This is a genomic window from Polynucleobacter sp. KF022, assembly GCF_027924105.1.
Classification (GTDB): Bacteria; Pseudomonadota; Gammaproteobacteria; order Burkholderiales; family Burkholderiaceae; genus Polynucleobacter.
On the sequence record NZ_AP026972.1, the window covers coordinates 1,094,219 to 1,111,903 of the forward strand.

19 protein-coding genes and 1 tRNA gene are annotated in these 17,685 nt (G+C 46.3%); 7 read left to right on the plus strand and 13 right to left on the minus strand.

Annotated elements, in window-relative coordinates:
- Positions 1–24: 24 nt before the first annotated feature.
- A complete protein-coding gene (locus tag PKF022_RS05710) occupies positions 25–2,241 on the minus strand; it encodes a molybdopterin cofactor-binding domain-containing protein (protein ID WP_281776156.1) in 2,217 nt (738 codons plus the stop codon).
- Between the two features lie 10 nt (positions 2,242–2,251).
- A complete protein-coding gene (locus tag PKF022_RS05715) occupies positions 2,252–2,701 on the minus strand; it encodes a (2Fe-2S)-binding protein (RefSeq protein ID WP_216230388.1) in 450 nt (149 codons plus the stop codon).
- Positions 2,702–2,831: 130 nt separating this feature from the next.
- Between PKF022_RS05715 and PKF022_RS05720 the strand changes: the two genes are divergently transcribed.
- Both PKF022_RS05720 and PKF022_RS05725 read left to right on the plus strand, forming a co-directional pair.
- Positions 2,832–3,179, plus strand: a complete 348-nt coding sequence (locus tag PKF022_RS05720) for a CidA/LrgA family protein (protein ID WP_281776157.1) — start codon at positions 2,832–2,834, stop codon at positions 3,177–3,179.
- Positions 3,172–3,900 carry an LrgB family protein gene (locus PKF022_RS05725; RefSeq protein ID WP_216230390.1) on the plus strand — a complete coding sequence of 243 codons (729 nt, stop codon included), beginning with the start codon at positions 3,172–3,174 and terminating at the stop codon, positions 3,898–3,900. Before PKF022_RS05720 ends, PKF022_RS05725 begins: the two co-directional genes overlap by 8 nt.
- Before the next feature lie 17 nt (positions 3,901–3,917).
- Here the strand turns inward: PKF022_RS05725 and PKF022_RS05730 are convergent, their stop codons facing one another.
- Positions 3,918–5,258, minus strand: a complete 1,341-nt coding sequence (locus PKF022_RS05730) for an aspartate aminotransferase family protein (RefSeq protein ID WP_281776158.1) — start codon at positions 5,256–5,258, stop codon at positions 3,918–3,920.
- Positions 5,259–5,351: 93 nt separating this feature from the next.
- Here PKF022_RS05730 and PKF022_RS05735 point away from each other — a divergent pair, with 93 nt between their 5' ends.
- From PKF022_RS05735 to PKF022_RS05750, 4 genes are read left to right on the plus strand one after another with little or no spacing between them, the layout of a single operon-like run.
- A complete protein-coding gene (locus tag PKF022_RS05735; RefSeq protein WP_281776159.1) occupies positions 5,352–5,753 on the plus strand; it encodes a nuclear transport factor 2 family protein in 402 nt (133 codons plus the stop codon).
- 26 nt (positions 5,754–5,779) lie between these two features.
- The gene (locus PKF022_RS05740) at positions 5,780–7,165 is read left to right on the plus strand and encodes an FAD-dependent oxidoreductase (protein ID WP_281776160.1); all 1,386 of its coding nucleotides are present in this window, start codon (positions 5,780–5,782) and stop codon (positions 7,163–7,165) included.
- Positions 7,155–8,189 (plus strand): tripartite tricarboxylate transporter substrate binding protein, encoded by a 1,035-nt coding sequence (locus PKF022_RS05745; protein ID WP_281776161.1) that lies wholly within the window; start codon positions 7,155–7,157, stop codon positions 8,187–8,189. The genes PKF022_RS05740 and PKF022_RS05745 overlap by 11 nt, the downstream gene beginning before the upstream one ends.
- Before the next feature lie 42 nt (positions 8,190–8,231).
- Positions 8,232–9,821: a gamma-glutamyltransferase family protein gene (locus tag PKF022_RS05750; RefSeq protein WP_281776162.1), complete on the plus strand. Its 1,590-nt coding sequence runs from the start codon at positions 8,232–8,234 to the stop codon at positions 9,819–9,821.
- A 4-nt stretch (positions 9,822–9,825) separates the two neighbouring features.
- Here the strand turns inward: PKF022_RS05750 and PKF022_RS05755 are convergent, their stop codons facing one another.
- The 10 genes from PKF022_RS05755 to PKF022_RS05800 form a co-directional block, all read right to left on the minus strand.
- Positions 9,826–10,146: a type II toxin-antitoxin system PemK/MazF family toxin gene (locus PKF022_RS05755; RefSeq protein ID WP_281776163.1), complete on the minus strand. Its 321-nt coding sequence runs from the start codon at positions 10,144–10,146 to the stop codon at positions 9,826–9,828.
- Positions 10,147–10,151: 5 nt separating this feature from the next.
- Complete coding sequence (locus PKF022_RS05760) at positions 10,152–10,442, minus strand: AbrB/MazE/SpoVT family DNA-binding domain-containing protein (RefSeq protein ID WP_281776164.1); 291 nt, start codon at positions 10,440–10,442, stop codon at positions 10,152–10,154.
- A 55-nt stretch (positions 10,443–10,497) separates the two neighbouring features.
- On the minus strand, positions 10,498–11,829 hold the full coding sequence (locus tag PKF022_RS05765) for a DEAD/DEAH box helicase (protein ID WP_281776165.1): 1,332 nt from the start codon (positions 11,827–11,829) through the stop codon (positions 10,498–10,500).
- Positions 11,830–11,832: 3 nt separating this feature from the next.
- Positions 11,833–12,618 (minus strand): formylglycine-generating enzyme family protein, encoded by a 786-nt coding sequence (locus PKF022_RS05770; protein WP_281776166.1) that lies wholly within the window; start codon positions 12,616–12,618, stop codon positions 11,833–11,835.
- 52 nt (positions 12,619–12,670) lie between these two features.
- A tRNA-His gene (locus tag PKF022_RS05775) sits at positions 12,671–12,746 on the minus strand.
- Positions 12,747–12,813: 67 nt separating this feature from the next.
- Complete coding sequence (gene dusA / locus PKF022_RS05780) at positions 12,814–13,896, minus strand: tRNA dihydrouridine(20/20a) synthase DusA (protein ID WP_281776167.1); 1,083 nt, start codon at positions 13,894–13,896, stop codon at positions 12,814–12,816.
- Positions 13,897–13,902: 6 nt separating this feature from the next.
- Positions 13,903–14,796, minus strand: a complete 894-nt coding sequence (locus tag PKF022_RS05785) for a pseudouridine synthase (protein WP_281776168.1) — start codon at positions 14,794–14,796, stop codon at positions 13,903–13,905.
- A gap of 114 nt (positions 14,797–14,910) precedes the next feature.
- Positions 14,911–15,165, minus strand: coding sequence for a hypothetical protein (locus PKF022_RS05790; RefSeq protein ID WP_281777477.1), 255 nt, complete (start codon positions 15,163–15,165; stop codon positions 14,911–14,913).
- A gap of 9 nt (positions 15,166–15,174) precedes the next feature.
- Entirely contained in the window at positions 15,175–15,441 is a 267-nt protein-coding gene (locus PKF022_RS05795) for a DUF1488 family protein (RefSeq protein ID WP_281776169.1), read from the minus strand.
- Positions 15,438–15,821: a translational machinery protein gene (locus tag PKF022_RS05800; protein ID WP_281776170.1), complete on the minus strand. Its 384-nt coding sequence runs from the start codon at positions 15,819–15,821 to the stop codon at positions 15,438–15,440. The genes PKF022_RS05795 and PKF022_RS05800 overlap by 4 nt, the downstream gene beginning before the upstream one ends.
- A gap of 170 nt (positions 15,822–15,991) precedes the next feature.
- Here PKF022_RS05800 and PKF022_RS05805 point away from each other — a divergent pair, with 170 nt between their 5' ends.
- Entirely contained in the window at positions 15,992–17,647 is a 1,656-nt protein-coding gene (locus tag PKF022_RS05805; protein ID WP_281776171.1) for an FMN-binding glutamate synthase family protein, read from the plus strand.
- The last annotated feature ends 38 nt before the right edge of the window (positions 17,648–17,685 follow it).

Below are 17,685 nucleotides of genomic sequence, written 5' to 3' on the forward strand. Positions count from 1 at the left end.
CACAATTTCACTTTGAACTAACTATTAAACCAACTTGATACCGCTGTTTTTCAAAGGAACTGTGCGCAAACGCTTACCAGTTGCACGATAAATTGCATTCAGTACCGCTGGTGCAGCTACCGCAATCGTTGGCTCACCTACTCCGCCCCAGTCCTTGCCACCACCTTGAATGATGATAGTTTCTACTTTAGGCATTTGAGAGAGGCGAATCGATCCGAAGGTATCGAAGTTCTTTTGTACAACAGCCCCTTTTTCGATTGTGATCTCTTCTTCGAATAAGGCGGATAAGCCATATACAAAAGAGCCTGATACCTGACGAGCTACTTGCGCAGGATTAACGACATAACCAGGGTCCGTTGCCGCAACAATGCGATGAATCTTCACTTCATTACCGTTGGTCACTGATAATTCGCAGGCTGCAGCCACATAGCTTCCGAAGGAACGCATTTGAGCCACACCACGGAATACGCCTGGTTTAGCCGGTGTATTCCAACCAATACCATCAGCTACAGCATTTAGTACCGCTACCGCACGTGGAAACTTTTCCATATGCTTGCGACGGAACTCCACTGCATCAACACCAGTGGCTTCAGCCATTTCATCCATAAAGGTTTCAATAAAGATCGCATTCTGGTTTACGTTCACGCCGCGCCAAAATCCTGGAGGCACGGTTGTGTTACGCATCGCATAATCAATATTGAGATTGGGGAAGCTGTAGGTAATACCATGCTCACCCGTCGGATCAACGCCTTGGAATGCCAAAGGATCTTTACCTTTATTGGCCGCCACAACAGCTGGACGTACAGCAGCCAAAATAGACTGGCCTGATAAACGCATATTGACTGCAGTCACGTTCTTCTTGTCATCGATTGCAGCAGACATTTTGCACATCATTACTGGGTGGTAACGACCTTGCGTCATATCTTCTTCACGAGTCCAGATCAACTTAATAGGCGTTCCTGGCATTTGCTTTGCAATATTCACTGCTTGCGTTGTGTAATCCTGGAAGGCACCACGGCGACCAAAGCCACCACCCAAGTTCACTTTATAAACATTACATTTGTCAGCAGGCAATCCTGATGCAGCGATAACTGCAGCTAACGAGGCCTCACCGTCCTGAGTAGGCACCCAAGCCTCACAGGAATCTGCCGTCCATTTGGCAGTAGCTGTTTGTGGCTCAAGCGTTGCATGATTCAAAAATGGGTAGAAGTAAGTGGCTTCCAATGTTTTGGATGCGCTAGACATAGCCGCTTTCACATCACCATTTGTATTGTGAGCAAATGCATCATTTGCGCTAAGCCCCTCTTCCAACATCTTCTTGATACCAGCGCTAGAAAGATCACCGTTTGAACCGTTATCCCAAACAATATTGACTTGGTCTAAAGCGGTTTTAGCCTGCCAGAAAGTATCCGCAACCACTGCTACTGCGGAGTCGCCAACCTGCACAACCTTCTTAACGCCCTTCATGCTTTGAGCCTTGGTTGCATCGTAGCTCTTCACTTTGCCACCAAATACCGGAGATTCCTTGATGTTGGCTACCAACATGCCTGGCATCTTCAAATCGATTGCGTAGACTTGCTTTCCGGTAACCTTGTCAGCAACGCCGTCAATACGATTAACCGACTTGCCGATGAGCTTCCACTCTTTTGGATCCTTAAGCGGAACTTCCTTAGGCACCTCTAATTGAGATGCAGCAACAGATACTTTGCCGAAAGTGGTTTTCTTGCCAGATGGTGTGTGCGTAATCACACTGTCTTTAGCGACACATTCTGATGCAGGTACGTTCCATTGGTTGGCAGCAGCCTGAATTAACATCATGCGTGCTGCAGCACCGCCCTTACGAACATATTGCTCAGAAGTACGAATACCACGGCTACCACCCGTTGAATAACTTCCCCAAACTTTATTGCGTTTTAAATTCTCACCAGGCGATGGGTAATCATAAGAAACTTTTTTCCAATCGCATTGCAATTCTTCTGCAACCATCTGCGCCAAACCAGTGATCGTGCCTTGGCCCATTTCAGAGCGAACAATGCGCACGACAACATCATCATTTGGCTTCACCACAACCCACACACCAATTTCTGGGGTTGCTAATGGAGTCATTGCAGTAGTGCCTGTGCCCATAGCAGCATGAGCACTAGACATAAAGGAAAGATCAAAACCAATTGCTAGTCCTGTGGCAATAGCACTAGAACCGATAACAAAGTGGCGACGGGAAGTATTTGTATTTGTAGTCATATGTTTCCCCTTAAGCCTTGCTTACAGCATGAATCGCTGCACGCACTTCTTGGAAGGTGCCGCAACGACAGATATTAGTAATGGCCGCATCGATTTGCGCATCTGTAGGCTTTGGCGTGTTACGCAACAAAGCTGTAGTTGCCATCACCATGCCAGATTGACAGTAACCGCACTGAGGAACTTGGTTATCAACCCAAGCTTTTTGTACTTTAGACAACTGACCATTCTTTTCTAAACTTTCAATGGTCTCAATTTTTTTACCCTCTACAGCTGAGACGGGTATTGCGCAACTGCGAACAGCCTGACCATCGAAGAGAACTGTACAAGCACCACACGCACCAATACCGCAACCATACTTAGTGCCGGTTAATCCAACTTGTTCGCGGATTACCCAAAGTAAAGGGGTGTCTGGATCTACATCCAGCTTGTACTTTTTGCCATTCACATTTAGTTCGGCCATGCGTGCTCTCCTGTTAAGTCTTTTATCGTTCTTAGGGCATTAGAAATACCCCTGTTTTTTGTACGTTCATCTTAACCAAGAATTGATTTATTGCTTTGCAACATAAATTATTGCGCAGTAAGATCAAGACATGATCTCTGGCCTCGTACAAATCCTGCTCTTTCAAAGTCTTGGAGAGCTTGTCTCTAAGTTTTTACTGCCGACGTTACCTGGGCCAGTCATCGGCTTAGTTCTTCTGGTTCTATGGCTTGTTTTACGCAAAGGAATCAATTCCGACCTGGCAATGGTTGCCGATGCCTTCAGTCAATACCTTGGCCTACTTTTTGTACCGGCAGCCGTTGGTGTAGTTCTGTTTCTCCCCCAACTGCAAGCCAATGCATTGGCCATCATTAGCGCCCTCATTGGCAGCGTCATACTCACCATCGCCTCTAGTGCTTTTGTTGCACGCTTTCTAAGCAAGAAAGAATCCCATGAGTGAGAAGCACTCTATTGTTGAGATTTGGGTCTACCTATCTGGTAGCCCACTCTTTGCCCTATTTATTACCTTGGCCGCTTACCAAATTGGACTAACTATTTATAAGGCAACCCATCAGAATCCTCTAGCCAATCCAGTGGCCATTGCCATTCTGATTGTGGCGAGCATGATTCAATTTATTGAGATGCCCTACTCAACCTATTTTGAGGGTGCGCAGTTTATTCACTTCTTGCTGGGTTCGGCGACCGTCTCTTTGGCGATACCAATTTATCGAGGGCTCAGCAGCCTTAAAGGAAGATCCGCTCCTCTGATTGCATCGCTGTGTACTGGCGGCCTAGTGTCGATCGTTAGCGCAGTGGGCATTGCTACTTTGCTTGGGGCAGACTCCAGCATTACTGGGGCAATGTACCCCAAGTCAGTTACAGCGCCAATTGCGATGGGTATAGCAGAGCGTATTGGTGTCTCACCTACCCTTACTGCTATTTTTGCAGTGAGCACCGGAATCCTAGGGGCAATCTTGGCACCTTTTGTTCTCAATGCATTAGGAATGAAGGCTTGGTGGCAAAGAGGATTTGCGATTGGCATTGGAGCACACGGCATTGGAACCTCCCGCGCCTTTAGTATTCACCCTGAAGCAGGAACCTATGCCAGCCTTGCCATGGGAATGAACGGCGTAGTGAGCGCCGTTGCAATCCCTGTGATTTATCACTTATTTAATAAGTGATGGTTTGCTTGATCAGATTAATTAATCTGCATAGCAACATCAATCGCTTCGCCTAGAACGCTGCAGAGAAATTGCACTTCCTCTGGAGTCGAAATGAACGGAGGGCCTACAGCAATCGCATCGCCGGCCACACGAACTAATGCGCCCTTTTCGATACAAGCCTCTAGGACTTTCATGGAACGTAGGCCTGGCTTGCCTGGTACGGGATCCAACTCCACAGCACCTGACAAACCAAAATTACGAATATCCAAAATTCCGGACTTACCTTTTAGTGCATGCAACCCATCTTCTAATACAGGCTCCAGCGAACGCGCACGATTAACCAAATCATCGGATTCAAAAATATCTAGCACTGCGTGACCAGCTGCTGCAGGTATTGGATGACCTGAATAGGTATAGCCATGGAAGAATTCAATTGACTGCTCTTGACCACCATTAGTGATGATGCTTTCGTAAATATCACTACGGACAATGACACCGCCCATTGGAATGACGCCGTTTGTAATTCCCTTAGCAAAGGTAATCATGTCTGGCGTTACACCAAAACGATCGGCGCCAAAGTTGGCGCCTAGGCGGCCAAAACCAGTAATCACCTCATCAAAGATCAATAAGATGCCGTGCTTAGTACAGATCTCACGAATCTTTTGAAGATAGCCGTCCGGTGGAACAATGACCCCTGTAGAACCTTGCACGGGCTCCATAATCACTGCGGCAATCGTATTGGCATCATGCAATGTGACAATTTTTTCAAGCTCTTCAGCCAAATGTGCGCCCCACTTTGGCTGCCCTTTTGAAAAAGCCATTTGCGAGAGATTGAGCGTATGTGGCAAGTGATCGACACCTGGCATCATCATGCTGGCAAACATTTTGCGATTGGCAACCATACCACCTACAGAGATACCTGCAATACCAACGCCGTGATATGCGCGATCTCTGCCGATTAAACGTGTTCGAGAAGCATTGCCCATGACGCGGTGATAACCAATAGCAATTTTTAATGCGGTATCGACAGCCTCTGAACCGGAGTTCGTGAAAAAGACTTTATCTAATCCCGCAGGCGCCATTTTGGCAATTCGGGCCGCCAAGTTAAAGGCTGTTTCACTCGCCATCTGAAACGCTGGGCAATAGTCCATGGTTTCAAATTGTTTTTGGATAGCTGCACCAATACGCGGATCAGCATGCCCTAATGGGGAGCACCAAAGCCCTGAAAGACCATCAAACAGCTTACGTCCATGATCGTCATAGTAGTAAGCTCCTTTAGCGGACTGCATGATCTTCGGATGATGCTGAAAATAGCGATTCGGTGTAAATGGCAACCAATAGGCTGACATATCAACTTGCTTTACAGAAGTGTCCATGCTTGTCTCATATGTGTTTATTAGATTTATTCGATACTATAGCAACCAAACCGCATTTCATTGATCATCCTCATGAATTAAGCAATAAGCCCTATGTCAAACACTAAAGACCCAGTTACCGTTGCCACCTTAGCCGCTTTCAGCGCCGCCTGGAATCGTCACGATATCGATTCTCTGATGAGCTTTATGAGTGATGACTGCGTTTTTCAAACCGCTGCTGGCCCTGAATCCTACGGTGCACGCCATGAAGGCCCTTCAGCAGTCAAAGCAGCATTTGAGAGCGCTTGGATCAACTTCCCGGATGCTCAGTGGATTCATGATCGACATTTTGTGCATGAGAACTTTGGAGTCTCAGAGTGGACCTTTACCGGCACAGCAGCCGACGGATCACGCGTAGAAGCGGACGGGGTAGATGTTTTCACTTTCAAAGATGGCAAGATTCAATTAAAGAATGTCTTTCGCAAGAATCGCCCGAATTTACCGGCAGCAAAATAATTGGGAATGCCCTAGACTAATTCCTAATGAAATACGACCCGCTTTATGATCCCCTCACCTCCCAAAACCCAGGGACAGGTCGAGACTATGCGCCAAGTTACTGGGTAGCAAGCGCCGGCACACCTCCGCCTAATGATGGGCCCGTCACTCAAGACTTTGATACCGACGTTGTCGTAATTGGCTCAGGATCAACCGGGGTTTCAACTGCACTGTACTTAGCACAAGAGCATGGCATCAAGGCAGTCATTCTGGAAGCTAACCAAACTGCTTGGGGTTGCTCTAGCAGAAGCGGTGGTCAAGGACAAAATGCCAGCGGTCGTTTATCTCGCTCTCAATGGATTGAGCGCTGGGGTTTAGATACTGCTAAAAAACTTGATCGAGAGATTTACACCGGCTTTGAAAACTTCAAAGAGTTAGTGAGTCAAATTGATTGTGATGCCACTGATGGCGGTCACTTATACGTTGCCCATCGCCCAGAGAAAATGACTTACCTTCAGAATGAAGCGAAAGTTAGAAAAGAAGTGTTTGGCTACGATCCACTCCTCATGAGTGCGCAAGAGCTCAGAGAGCAATACTGCGACGATCGTGATGCTGCTGGAGCACTTCTAGAGCGTGAAGGTGTTGGCATTCATCCACTGAAATTTACCTATGGATTACTTCGGAAAGCGCAAAGCTTAGGTGTAAAGATCCATACCAGCAGCCCCGTTGAATCTTGGGAAACAATCAATGGCGTTCATCACCTCAGAACTCCCGGCGGGATTGTTCGCGCTAAGCGGATTGCCATCTGCACCGGCGGCTATGGCATGCAGGGATTAAAGCCCATCAAAAATCGCATCCTTCCTATTCTGTCAAATTCAGTAGTGACCAGACCGCTGACTGATGCAGAGATAGCAGCATGTAACTTTCGTTCGCACACTTTCTTAACGGATACACGAACACTGCGTTTTTATTACCGCCTTCTGAAAGATAATCGATTGCAATTAGGTAGTCGTAGCTCGATTAGCGGTGCCGATGCCAATGCCCCTGAACATCTCCAGCTATTAACAGATGCCATCGCCAGAAAGTTTCCACCACTTGCAGGTATTCAGATTGATTACTCCTGGTGGGGATGGGTTGATGTCAGCCATGACATGATGCCTCGCATTACTCAACCTGATCCAAAGCAAATGGTATGGCACGCTTTAGGCTATGGTGGTAATGGCGTCTCCTTCTCCACCTGGGCTGGCAAACGTTTGGCCGAACTAGTGGCTGGAAACAAAGTCAATTCTGAAGTGTTTAAGTTACCGATTTATAACTCCCCTCTCGAATTTCCTAATCTCTTTGGACAAGTACGCTCAGAGGCACTGGCTCCATTTAGAAGATTGGGGCAAAGTTTTCTCTATAAGTGGTATTGGCTCAAAGATGAAAAATAATCCTCTCACTCAAAAATTCAACTCACACTCTACAAAGGCACCCATGAATCTCATTCATCGCATCGTCTTCGGCATCACTGCTGCTCTTGGCTTAGTCAATGTCGGCATTGCAGCACCCGATACTGATTGGCCTAAAAAACCGATTCAAATGATTCTCTCTTTCCCTGCAGGAGGCTCAACCGATGTCTTTGCACGTAGCATCGCTGCCCCATTGGGAGATGCCTTAGGTCAGGCAGTAGTTATTGAAAATAAACCCGGCGGTGGCGGAATGATTGGCATGACTGCCGCAGCCAAAGCAAATCCAGACGGCTACACCGTTCACTTCAGTGCTTTAACAAATCAGGCAATTGCCCAAGCGCTTTTTGCTAACCCACCCTTTTCCTTGCAAAAAGACTTTGTTTCCGTTGCTTTAGTGGGTTCAGTACCTCACGTCTTAGAAGTAAACCCCAGCGTTCCTGCCAAAAATATGACCGAACTGATTGCGTTCATTAAATCTAAGAACGGCAACTTTAATTACGCATCACAAGGCAATGGCACCCTATCCCATCTAGAGTCCCAATTATTTATGCAGCGTATCGGCGCCACTGGAGTACATATTCCTTACAAAGGAAGCAGCTTTGCATTGCCTGATTTAATCGCTGGTAATACTTTGATGATGTTTGACAGCATCACAGCATCCCTGCCTCATATTCAAAGTGGCAAGCTAAGACCGATTGCAATTGCCTCTTCAGAGCGCTCACCTTTGATGCCAAACGTTCCTACGTTTGAGCAAGATGGTATGAAAAAATTTGATGTTGAGAATTTATTTGCTATCTACGCACCTAAGGGAACTTCACCTGCAATAGTTGACCGCCTAGAAAGAGAAATTCGCAAGATTCTGACAAACCCAGACTTTAAAACGAAGTTAGCCAATCAAGGTATCCACCCTCAGTTTGCTAATTCAGAAAAATTAGCTGAGATCACCATTGCTGAGCATGAAAAGTGGGCAAAGATTGTGAAGGCCTCTAATATTAAAATTGATTAATTGATTTATTCGTAACCGCATTGCATAACTAGAAGACTTACCATGTTGATTTCCCCTCCCTTTGGTGGTGGCCGCGCTCCGGTACTAGCCAGAAATACCGTTGCTAGCTCCCAACCGCTTGCAACCCAAGCTGGTATCGAAGCTTTGCAAAATGGTGGTAATGCAGTAGATGCTGCGTTGGCAACTGCCATCACCCTTACCGTTGTCGAACCTACGATGAATGGCTTAGGCGGTGATGGCTTTGCCATTCTGTGGGATGGAAAGAAGCTGCATGGCTTAAATGCTTCTGGTCGTGCTCCTGCCGCATGGAAGCCGGAGTATTTTGCTGGAAAATCCGCAATGGATTTAATTGGTTGGAATACCGTAACGATTCCAGGCATGGTGGCAGGTTGGATTGACTTGTCACGTAAGTTTGGCAAATTACCATTTGCTCAATTATTCAAACGAGCGATTGATTACGCTGAAAATGGTTTTCCGGTATCTCCGGTAATTGCGCGTCAATGGCGTGAAGCGATTCCGATCCTGAAGAATCAACCAGGCTTTTCTGACTCATTCTTGATTGATGGCAAATCACCACAGGCAGGTCAAATCTGGAAATATCCAGCACAAGCAAAAACCTTGAAAGAAATTGCTGCGACAGAGGGTGAATCCTTCTATAAAGGTCCGCTCGCTCAGAGCATGGTCGACTTTGCACAAGCTACTGGTGGCTGCTTCACCATGGAAGACTTTGCTGACAACCAATCAGAATGGGTTGAGCCCCTTGCCTTTGACTACGGTGACTACACCCTCCATGAAATTCCCCCGAATGGCTCTGGAATAGCAGCGCAAATCGCTTTAGGTATTTTGCAAGCAGCCAATGTGAAGCAATATCCCGCTAACTCTGCACAGCGTATCCATTTGCAGATTGAAGCGATGCGTATGGCTTTTGCTGATGTGTACGCCTACGTTTCTGATGCACGCTCAATGCAAATGCCAGTGACCTCATTATTGAATAGAGATTACCTAGCAAGCCGCGCAGCAATGATTGACCATAGCAAAGCAGGTAGCTATGGTGCTGGCGATCCCCACTCTGGTGGCACGGTGTATTTGTGCGCCGCCGATGAATCCGGCATGATGATTTCTTATATTCAGTCGAACTTTAAAGGCTTTGGATCTGGTATTGTTACGCCAGGCGGGATTGCTTTCCATAATCGCGGCATGAGCTTCAGATTAGAAGATGGGCACCCCAATCAAGTGGCGCCAGGTAAGCGTCCGTTCCATACCATTCTTCCCGCATTCCTAACCAAAGATGACAAGCCCACCATGGCATTTGGCGTGATGGGCGGCAACATGCAACCTCAAGGTCATATCCAGTTTGTGATGCGCTTTGTTGATGAATATCTCAACCCTCAAGCTTGTTCAGATGCGCCCCGCTGGCGCATTGATGATTTAGGTAAGCTCACGGTTGAAGCCTCAATGCCAGCAAGTGTTGTTGAGGGCTTAAAAGCCCTAGGCCATGAAGTAGCCGTACAGCCTGCTAACAGCCTTGATTTTGGTAGCGCACAAGCGATTGCTAAGTTAAGTGAAGACGCAAATTCAGCCTATATTGCCGGCAGCGATCATCGCCGTGACGGTTTGGCAGCTGGTTTTTAATTTCCTAAAGAGCAAAAGCTTCCTGTAAAACACTAAGACTTGCAGATAAAGTCTTGGGATTACTCTTCCCAATTTTCTTAACGAGGCGCAATTTATCTATGGATCTAATTTGATCCAAAAGAATCAGTCCTTTTTTTCCGTCATGTGTAATGGGAACTCGAAAGCCTGCGGGCCTACCCTTGGTGGTCATTGGCGCTACGATAACTGTTCGTAAATGGTCGTTTAACTCCTGCGGTGAAACCACAATACAGGGTCTTGTTTTTTTAATTTCACCACCAATTGTTGGATCCAAGTTGATAAGCCAGATCTCGCCGCGGGACACCATGCTTTTTACCAAACCCAGTCTCCATCTTCCTCGTTTGCAAAGTCACCGAGAACCAATTCATCCTCTCCTGCCTTGACAAGGTTTTGTGCATCCCGAGCCCAATGTTCACGCATTATATTTTTTGGCTTACTGAGGATAATTTTTTCGCCGTCAACTGCCATCTCAACAACCCCCTCAATCCCAGATTGCTCAAGAATAATCTTTGGAATAACCACACCCTTAGAGTTACCAACAGGTCTTATAGCTATTTGCAAAGGCGCGCTTGCTTGTTGAGGAGATTTATGACTTTTGTTCATAGTAATAACAATGTTATTACATTAAAAACGGCATGTCAAATAGACTCAAATACCCCTATTTGGCGGTAGGAAGGCAATTCATATAGAAGCGCTTGATCTCCTGATCGCAACTTACATCTCTAGGTTCAATTGGTCTTTGTAGAGAAATGCCTTCGATCGTTTTACAACGACTGAGGGCTACATAGACCTGTCCTGAGGCAAAAGCACCTGATGAGAGATCAACCTTTACCTTATCCAAGGTCTTGCCCTGACTCTTGTGAATTGTTACCGCCCAAGCCAACATTAATGGAATCTGTACGTAAGTGCCGATGATGCTCGGAGAGATCTTTCCTGACATCATGTCGTGATCATAGCGATAGGATTCCCACTGATGACCAGTTACCTCAACAGTATTAGAGTATGGGCCGTTTTGCACCATGACCTTTACCTTATCTGGCAGCATCTCACGCACGACTCCAATCGTGCCATTGACCCAGCGCTTTGGAAAGCCTGGATCCGTAGCTGTAAACATCACCTTAGCGCCAACTTTGAGCACTAAATTATTGGGCGATGGCAAATTACGTTCATCGACATTGAATTTTCCAGACGACTTGCCGGCATATACCTTGCCCTCAGTGGTAAGAGCTCGCAGCCCAGCACCATTGATTTGATCAGCGCGTGCATTGGTAGTGGTGAGAGTAATAGTCTGCTCATCAACTTGCTCGTCTTTGCGATAGCACTGCGCATTCAGAGTATCGATTGCCTCATCAACATCTTGATTAATTCGAATGCGGTTGAGTAGACCGGCAAAGTGTTCATCTTTTTGTCGGAATATTTTAGAAAGCTCAACCATCGTGACATCCTTACGATGCAATGCCATGGCGCAAAAGAAATAAGGCCCTTCATAACCACGATCAGATAGTACTTGTATATCCGAACTGGATACTACCGGTGGAAGTTGAAACAAATCCCCAACAAACATCACCTGAATGCCACCGAAAGGCTTGCCTTTTTGTGGGCCGTTCTCACGCAGAAATAAATCCATCGCATCGACTACATCAGCGCGGACCATCGAGATCTCATCAATAATGAGTAATCGAATGTCTTTGTAAAGCCGCTTGTCACGCAGCGGCTTGATATCCTCTTCAGGAAAGATGAGTCGCGGTGGCAGCCTAAAGAAGGAGTGAATCGTCACCCCTTTGACTTGTAGTGCGGCCACCCCTGTAGGGGCAACCACCACCACATTACCCGGAATAGCCTCACGCAGATAACCAATTAAAGTAGTTTTACCGGTACCTGCCTTGCCACTAACAAAGATATAAGGATCATGCCGCTCTATAGCCTCAATTACTGCCTCGTAATCAGGTGTGATTTCTATATCAGAGGATTGCGGGATTGGGGTAGACATCCCCTATTGTTTCACGGCATCAGCCACACATCGAAATCCGATGTAAACCACAGCGATATCGCCCGGTTTTGATTCCACATCAGACTCTTGCTGTCTTTCAGGGCCATACCACCATGAAGCGCCACGAGTAATGTAACCACCATTGCGCTCGGTTGCAGTCCACTCCCAGACATTGCCACCCATGTCATACATACCATTGACGCCAGGCTTAGTAGTATTGGTCGTCACGTGCCCAGTGCCGCGATTCAATGCCCCCGCTGGAGCCAAACCTTTGTAGTCACCACATCCACTCAGGCAGTGTGAAGGACTTGGATTAGTGCCACCAGGAAATGGATAGCGCTGACCCTTTGCAAACCCGGCCGGAGGATTGTTTCTTTGCTCCAGGAAAGCAGCGCTAGTCCATTCTGCATCCGTTGGCAAACGTTTGCCGTAATAACGACAAATCGCTTCTGCTTCTTTTTGGTTTAAGTGGGCTGCTGGCTCATTATCTTTTGCCGGGACACCATAAGGCGTCTTCCAGGTCCATCCTGGTTTTTGAACAAACCCTGCTTCATAGGATAAGCCACCGCCTTTCTTCTCAGCTGCGCTCACAAAACCTGTGGAGGATGCATAGACTTTGACATCCGCAATAGTCATCTCGGTTTGATCCCAGACAAGGCTTCCAATCTTCACGGTTGGAATTGTTGATGAAGGTGCGCTCTGAGCCGGAGTTGATCTGAGCATAAAGTACGCAGCAATGGCTGTAAGCAACAGTCCAAATAGGATGGTGGAGAAATCGAACTTTTTCATATCAGAGACTGTAATAGAAAAAGCTCCACTTGGGAGCTCTCGAGAAATTTAGTGGGGCGAACGACGGGGCTCGAACCCGCGACAACCAGAATCACAATCTGGGACTCTACCAACTGAGCTACGTCCGCCGTTGTAGAGGTCATATTATAGCTTTTCAGCCAAAAACCTGTCAAAAACACAGTATTTCAGGCTTATCTAGACGCTTTCGAACTCAAAAGCAGCCCAATCTCCAAGGCACAAGCTTGCATCGATAAAGAAGTCTGTGATTGCCACCTTACTCTGAACTTTAGCTAAGGCATGGTGATCTGAGAGTCGTTGACGCCAGTAGCGAGAACCCGCCCTGCCATGAGCAAGGCCCAAAATATGTCTAGTGAAAGCGCCTATATAGAAAGGCTTACCTTTAGCCTGGCATTCATCAAACCAGGCATGGACTTGCTTCACCAATGCAATTTGGATGCGGTGCCATTCGGTTTCACTAAAGAGGTATCCAGCAGCATCTCCATTGGTATTAATCATCTCATCCCAACCCAAGAGCAATGCCGGGAAATGATAGGCTGCCCTACCAACCATGAAGCCATCAAAGCTGTCCCAATGAGCGGCAATTTGTTCGTTAGTTTCTAGACCGCCATTGAGCAACACTTTTAAATTCGGAAACTGCTTCTGTGCATCGAGCCTGAGTTTGGCAGCCACTTCATAGCGCAGCGGTGGTTTACTTCGATTCTCTTTGGGAGATAAACCCTTGAGCACCGCATTACGCGCATGAATAGTCACTTGACTGGCGCCAGCATCGGCAACTGCCAGAATAAAGTTCAGAGCAAATTGATAATCGGCTACTGAGTTTGCAGCATCCATGGAATCTAAACCCAGGCGATGCTTTACTGAGATCGGAATGTCAACCGCTCCTTTCATAGAGCGCACGCACTCAGCAACCAAATTAGGCTCCGCCATAAGGCATGCTCCAAAAGCACCACGCTGCACACGTTCAGATGGGCAGCCACAGTTCAAGTCAATTTCATCGTAACCCCACTGTTGAGCTAACTCGGCTGACTGAGCCAGATCAGAAGGCTCAGAACCTCCAAGCTGAAGCACTACCGGATGCTGGTCATGTGAATAATCTAGATGACGTGGCACATCACCATGCATCAATGCACCAGTAGTAACCATCTCTGTATAGAGAACAGCTTCTTTAGTGAGCGTGCGATGAAATGAACGGCAATGACGATCGGTCCATTCCATCATGGGAGCAACAGCTAGACGTTTTTTATTGTTATTACTCATATTGATTTAGCGAAGCGATCTCTTACTAAAAAAGGATCTGCTTTCATTGCTAATCGGGTCTTTGAAATGAATTTCTTTTGCTAAGAGTTGTAGTGGGTTTGAAAAATCCAAATCATACTCTTGATAAGGAGTCAAAATTGGGTAGATCTGATCGCCCTTAATGGGAATGCCCAGACTATTAAGATGACAGCGCAACTGATGCTTTTTGCCACTGCCTGGGGTTAATCGATATTTTGCCCAGGGCTTTGAAACTTCCATGATTTCGATTTCTGTATCAGCATTAGGCGCGCCCTCCACTTCTCGCATTTGCAGAAAGTGCTCGGACTCCTCAAGCCTGCTTTGATAGATCATCGGTAGATTTTTTTCAAGCGCTGCTGAATATGGGGCTATTGCTTCGTAGACCTTCTTTACTACGCGATCTCGAAAGAGGTTTTGATATTGCGACCTCTCGCTTGGATTAACTGAAAAGATGACAAGGCCAGCCGTATCGCGATCGATTCGATGAATGGGGCTCAGAGTTTGAACTCCAGTTTTTTTCTTGAGGCGGTTAAGTAGGGTTTGATGTAAATATAGACCGCTTGGTGTAACTGGCAGGAAGTGCGGCTTATCAGCAACCACAATATGCGCATCCTGAAATAGAATTTCTTCTTCAAAGGGGATTTCCGGTTCCTTAGCCAATCGCCTGAAATAGATTAAGTGAGTATTGGGTTGATAGACATCTTGCGGGCTGACGGTCTGCCCATCGGGCATCATCACTAACCCTTCATTAAAGCGAGCTTCCCATTCGCTCTTTTCAATATGTGGAAATTGACTGACAAAGAAATCCAGGAGACTGGGGTAATGTTTATCTGCTGGCAGATAAACGCGAGATGAGGATACCCCCTCGGAATTAACTTTCATGTATCTAGCTTAAGATTTCAGTAAGTTAATTTTAAGGGATTTGGGTAACACCCAATAAAAAGGGTGGCCTAACCACCCTTTTCGCTTTCATTGCTCTTTACAAGCCGATGCTTATTAACTTCTCTTAGCTAACTTAGCCTCTAGCTCCACCGCGAGATCAAGTGCGCCCATATAACCAGATTTCAAATGATTCGGTAAATCCGGGTCACCAACCATGACACCCAATGTTTCCACCAGGCTGAAAACTATTCCTTTGGCTGCACTAATAGCAATAGTCTCGCTAGCGACAGCCTCATCAATATGATTGACGGCATCCAAAAAATAATCATGTCCTGGTAAGCCATCAGGCCCTAACGTTTCTTTAGTCATCATCTCCCCCTATTCAAGACGTAGATCGTAACTACTAATTTGTAGTTGGCCATTATGACCTAAACCCTTAAGAAGCTTCTTTTCTGCTGCAGATAAAAGGATTAACTGATGTTTTGAGAAATGCTCTAATGCATCACCAAAAACAGAGTCAGGATCCACATCTTCCAATGCCTCATAACTAAAGTGGCATTGCACATTCTTGCCATCAAGCTTGGCAATATAAATAACGCCACCATCAGCAGCTAAAATTGCGGGCCCTACAAACTCAATGCTCATAACATCTGATCCAATTTATAGAAGAACTTACGTGCGTACGCCAAAATTTCTTTATCACTTGGGTGATCAACCGTTTCAACACCAACAATCTTCTCTGCAACCTTAGGATCATGGTGATGGGCATGCTTGATTAACTCAAGCTTGGCTGATCCTGGGCCGATAACCAAAATCTCTTTAGATAGCGTAACCGCCTGAATGACTGAGTGAAGATATTTAGAATCTAACTCTAATCTTCCACTTCCAACAGCTCCGCCCTTGTGGTGTAAATGCGCATGGCTAGACTTAGTTCTGATAACTTCTGCTTCGCTAGCATCTGCGCTCAAAAACATCACATGGGCTTCTTTATGGTCAATCCAGATAACTGCGTGATTTAAAGACATTGTTTTCCTATTTTTATATCGATCAATCATCCACCATACTCCTTATTCCCGCATGAAACAGCTTTAGAGTTGATTTAAGTCAAAATCCTACATACTCCTGGGGGATTAGCGGTTAAATAGTCAATTTTGGATAAATCCTTATACTCAAGTGATGTCAATATGAGCGCGCTATGGCCAATCCACTCAGCAAAATAATTCCCCTCCGATACATCCCATTTACGCTTTGCATTTTTGGGACAATTTTTAGCTTTGCCACTTTAGAGCTTAATGAGAGTCCGTGGGATAGCCGAGCCTGGCGCTATTTCTTTATCTTTGGCACCTTAACCTTAGTTGGCATCTACGATCTTTTACAAACCAGAATGTCGATTTTGCGTAATTATCCGGTGATTGGTCATTTGCGCTTCATGCTCGAATTTATCCGCCCAGAGATTCGTCAATACTTTATTGAGGGTGACAATGACGAAGCTCCCTTCTCTAGGGAGCAAAGAACATTAGTTTATTCACGTGCTAAGGCAGTTTCAGACTCCATTCCGTTTGGCACTACGCTAGATGTCATGGCACCTGGATACCAGTGGATTAATCAATCTCTTATGCCCACGAAGATAGCTAGTCATGACTTTCGGGTAATGATTGGCGGCAAAGATTGCAAGCAACCCTACTCTGCCAGTATTTTTAATATTTCCGCCATGAGCTTTGGCTCCTTAAGCGCAAATGCTGTGATGGCACTTAATCTTGGCGCGTACAAAGGTCGCTTTGCTCATGACACTGGCGAAGGATCTATCTCCATCTATCACCGCGTGCATGGCGGCGACCTCATTTGGGAAATCGGCTCCGGTTATTTTGGTTGCCGCAATACTGATGGCAGTTTTAATGCCGACAAATATACTGAAAATGCATTAGATCCCCAGGTCAAAATGGTTGAGATAAAGCTGAGTCAAGGTGCTAAGCCTGGCCATGGCGGAATTCTGCCGGGATCGAAGGTTACTCCAGAGATTGCTGAAGCGCGCGGCGTCAAAGTAGGCGAAAGCTGCATTTCTCCAAACTCACACAGCGCATTCTCCTCCCCATTGGAACTCATGCACTTTGTGAAAAAACTACGCGATCTATCTGGTGGAAAGCCAGTAGGCTTTAAGCTTTGTATTGGCCATCCTTGGGAGTGGTTTGGCATTGTCAAAGCTATGCTAGAGACCAATATCACCCCAGACTTTATTGTGGTGGACGGTTCTGAAGGTGGCACCGGCGCCTCACCAGTCGAGTTCACCAACCATGTGGGCACTCCACTTCAAGAGGGTTTACGTCTCGTACACAATACGCTGGTTGGCGTGAACCTAAGAGACCAAATCAAAATCGGTTGCTCTGGAAAAATTATTAGCTCGTTTGACATGGCAGTAGCCTTTGCATTGGGGGCCGATTGGTGTAATAGCGCTAGGGGCTTTATGTTTTCCATTGGCTGTATTCAGGCACAAGTTTGTGACACCGGCTTTTGCCCTACAGGAGTGACAACTCAAGATCCTGGGCGCCAAAAGGCGCTAGTAGTTCCGAATAAAGCTGAGCGCGTTTATAACTTTCATAATGAAACCCTGAGAGCGCTTAAAGAATTAGTTGAGGCTGCAGGCTTAAATCACCCAAGCGAAATTGATGCGCCTCATATCGTTCGTCGCATCAACAAGAATGAGATACGCTTGCTCTCGGTCCTGCTTCCGGAGATGCCAGCTGGCCAATTGCTTAAGGATGAGCCTATTAGTGAGTCCTTAAACTTACCTAGGGTCTATAACCTCTATTGGAATAAATCTCAGGCTAGTAGCTTTACTGCACTGAAGAGTTAGATCAGCAATAGAGATGTCAGGAAAATTCGGCTTAATAA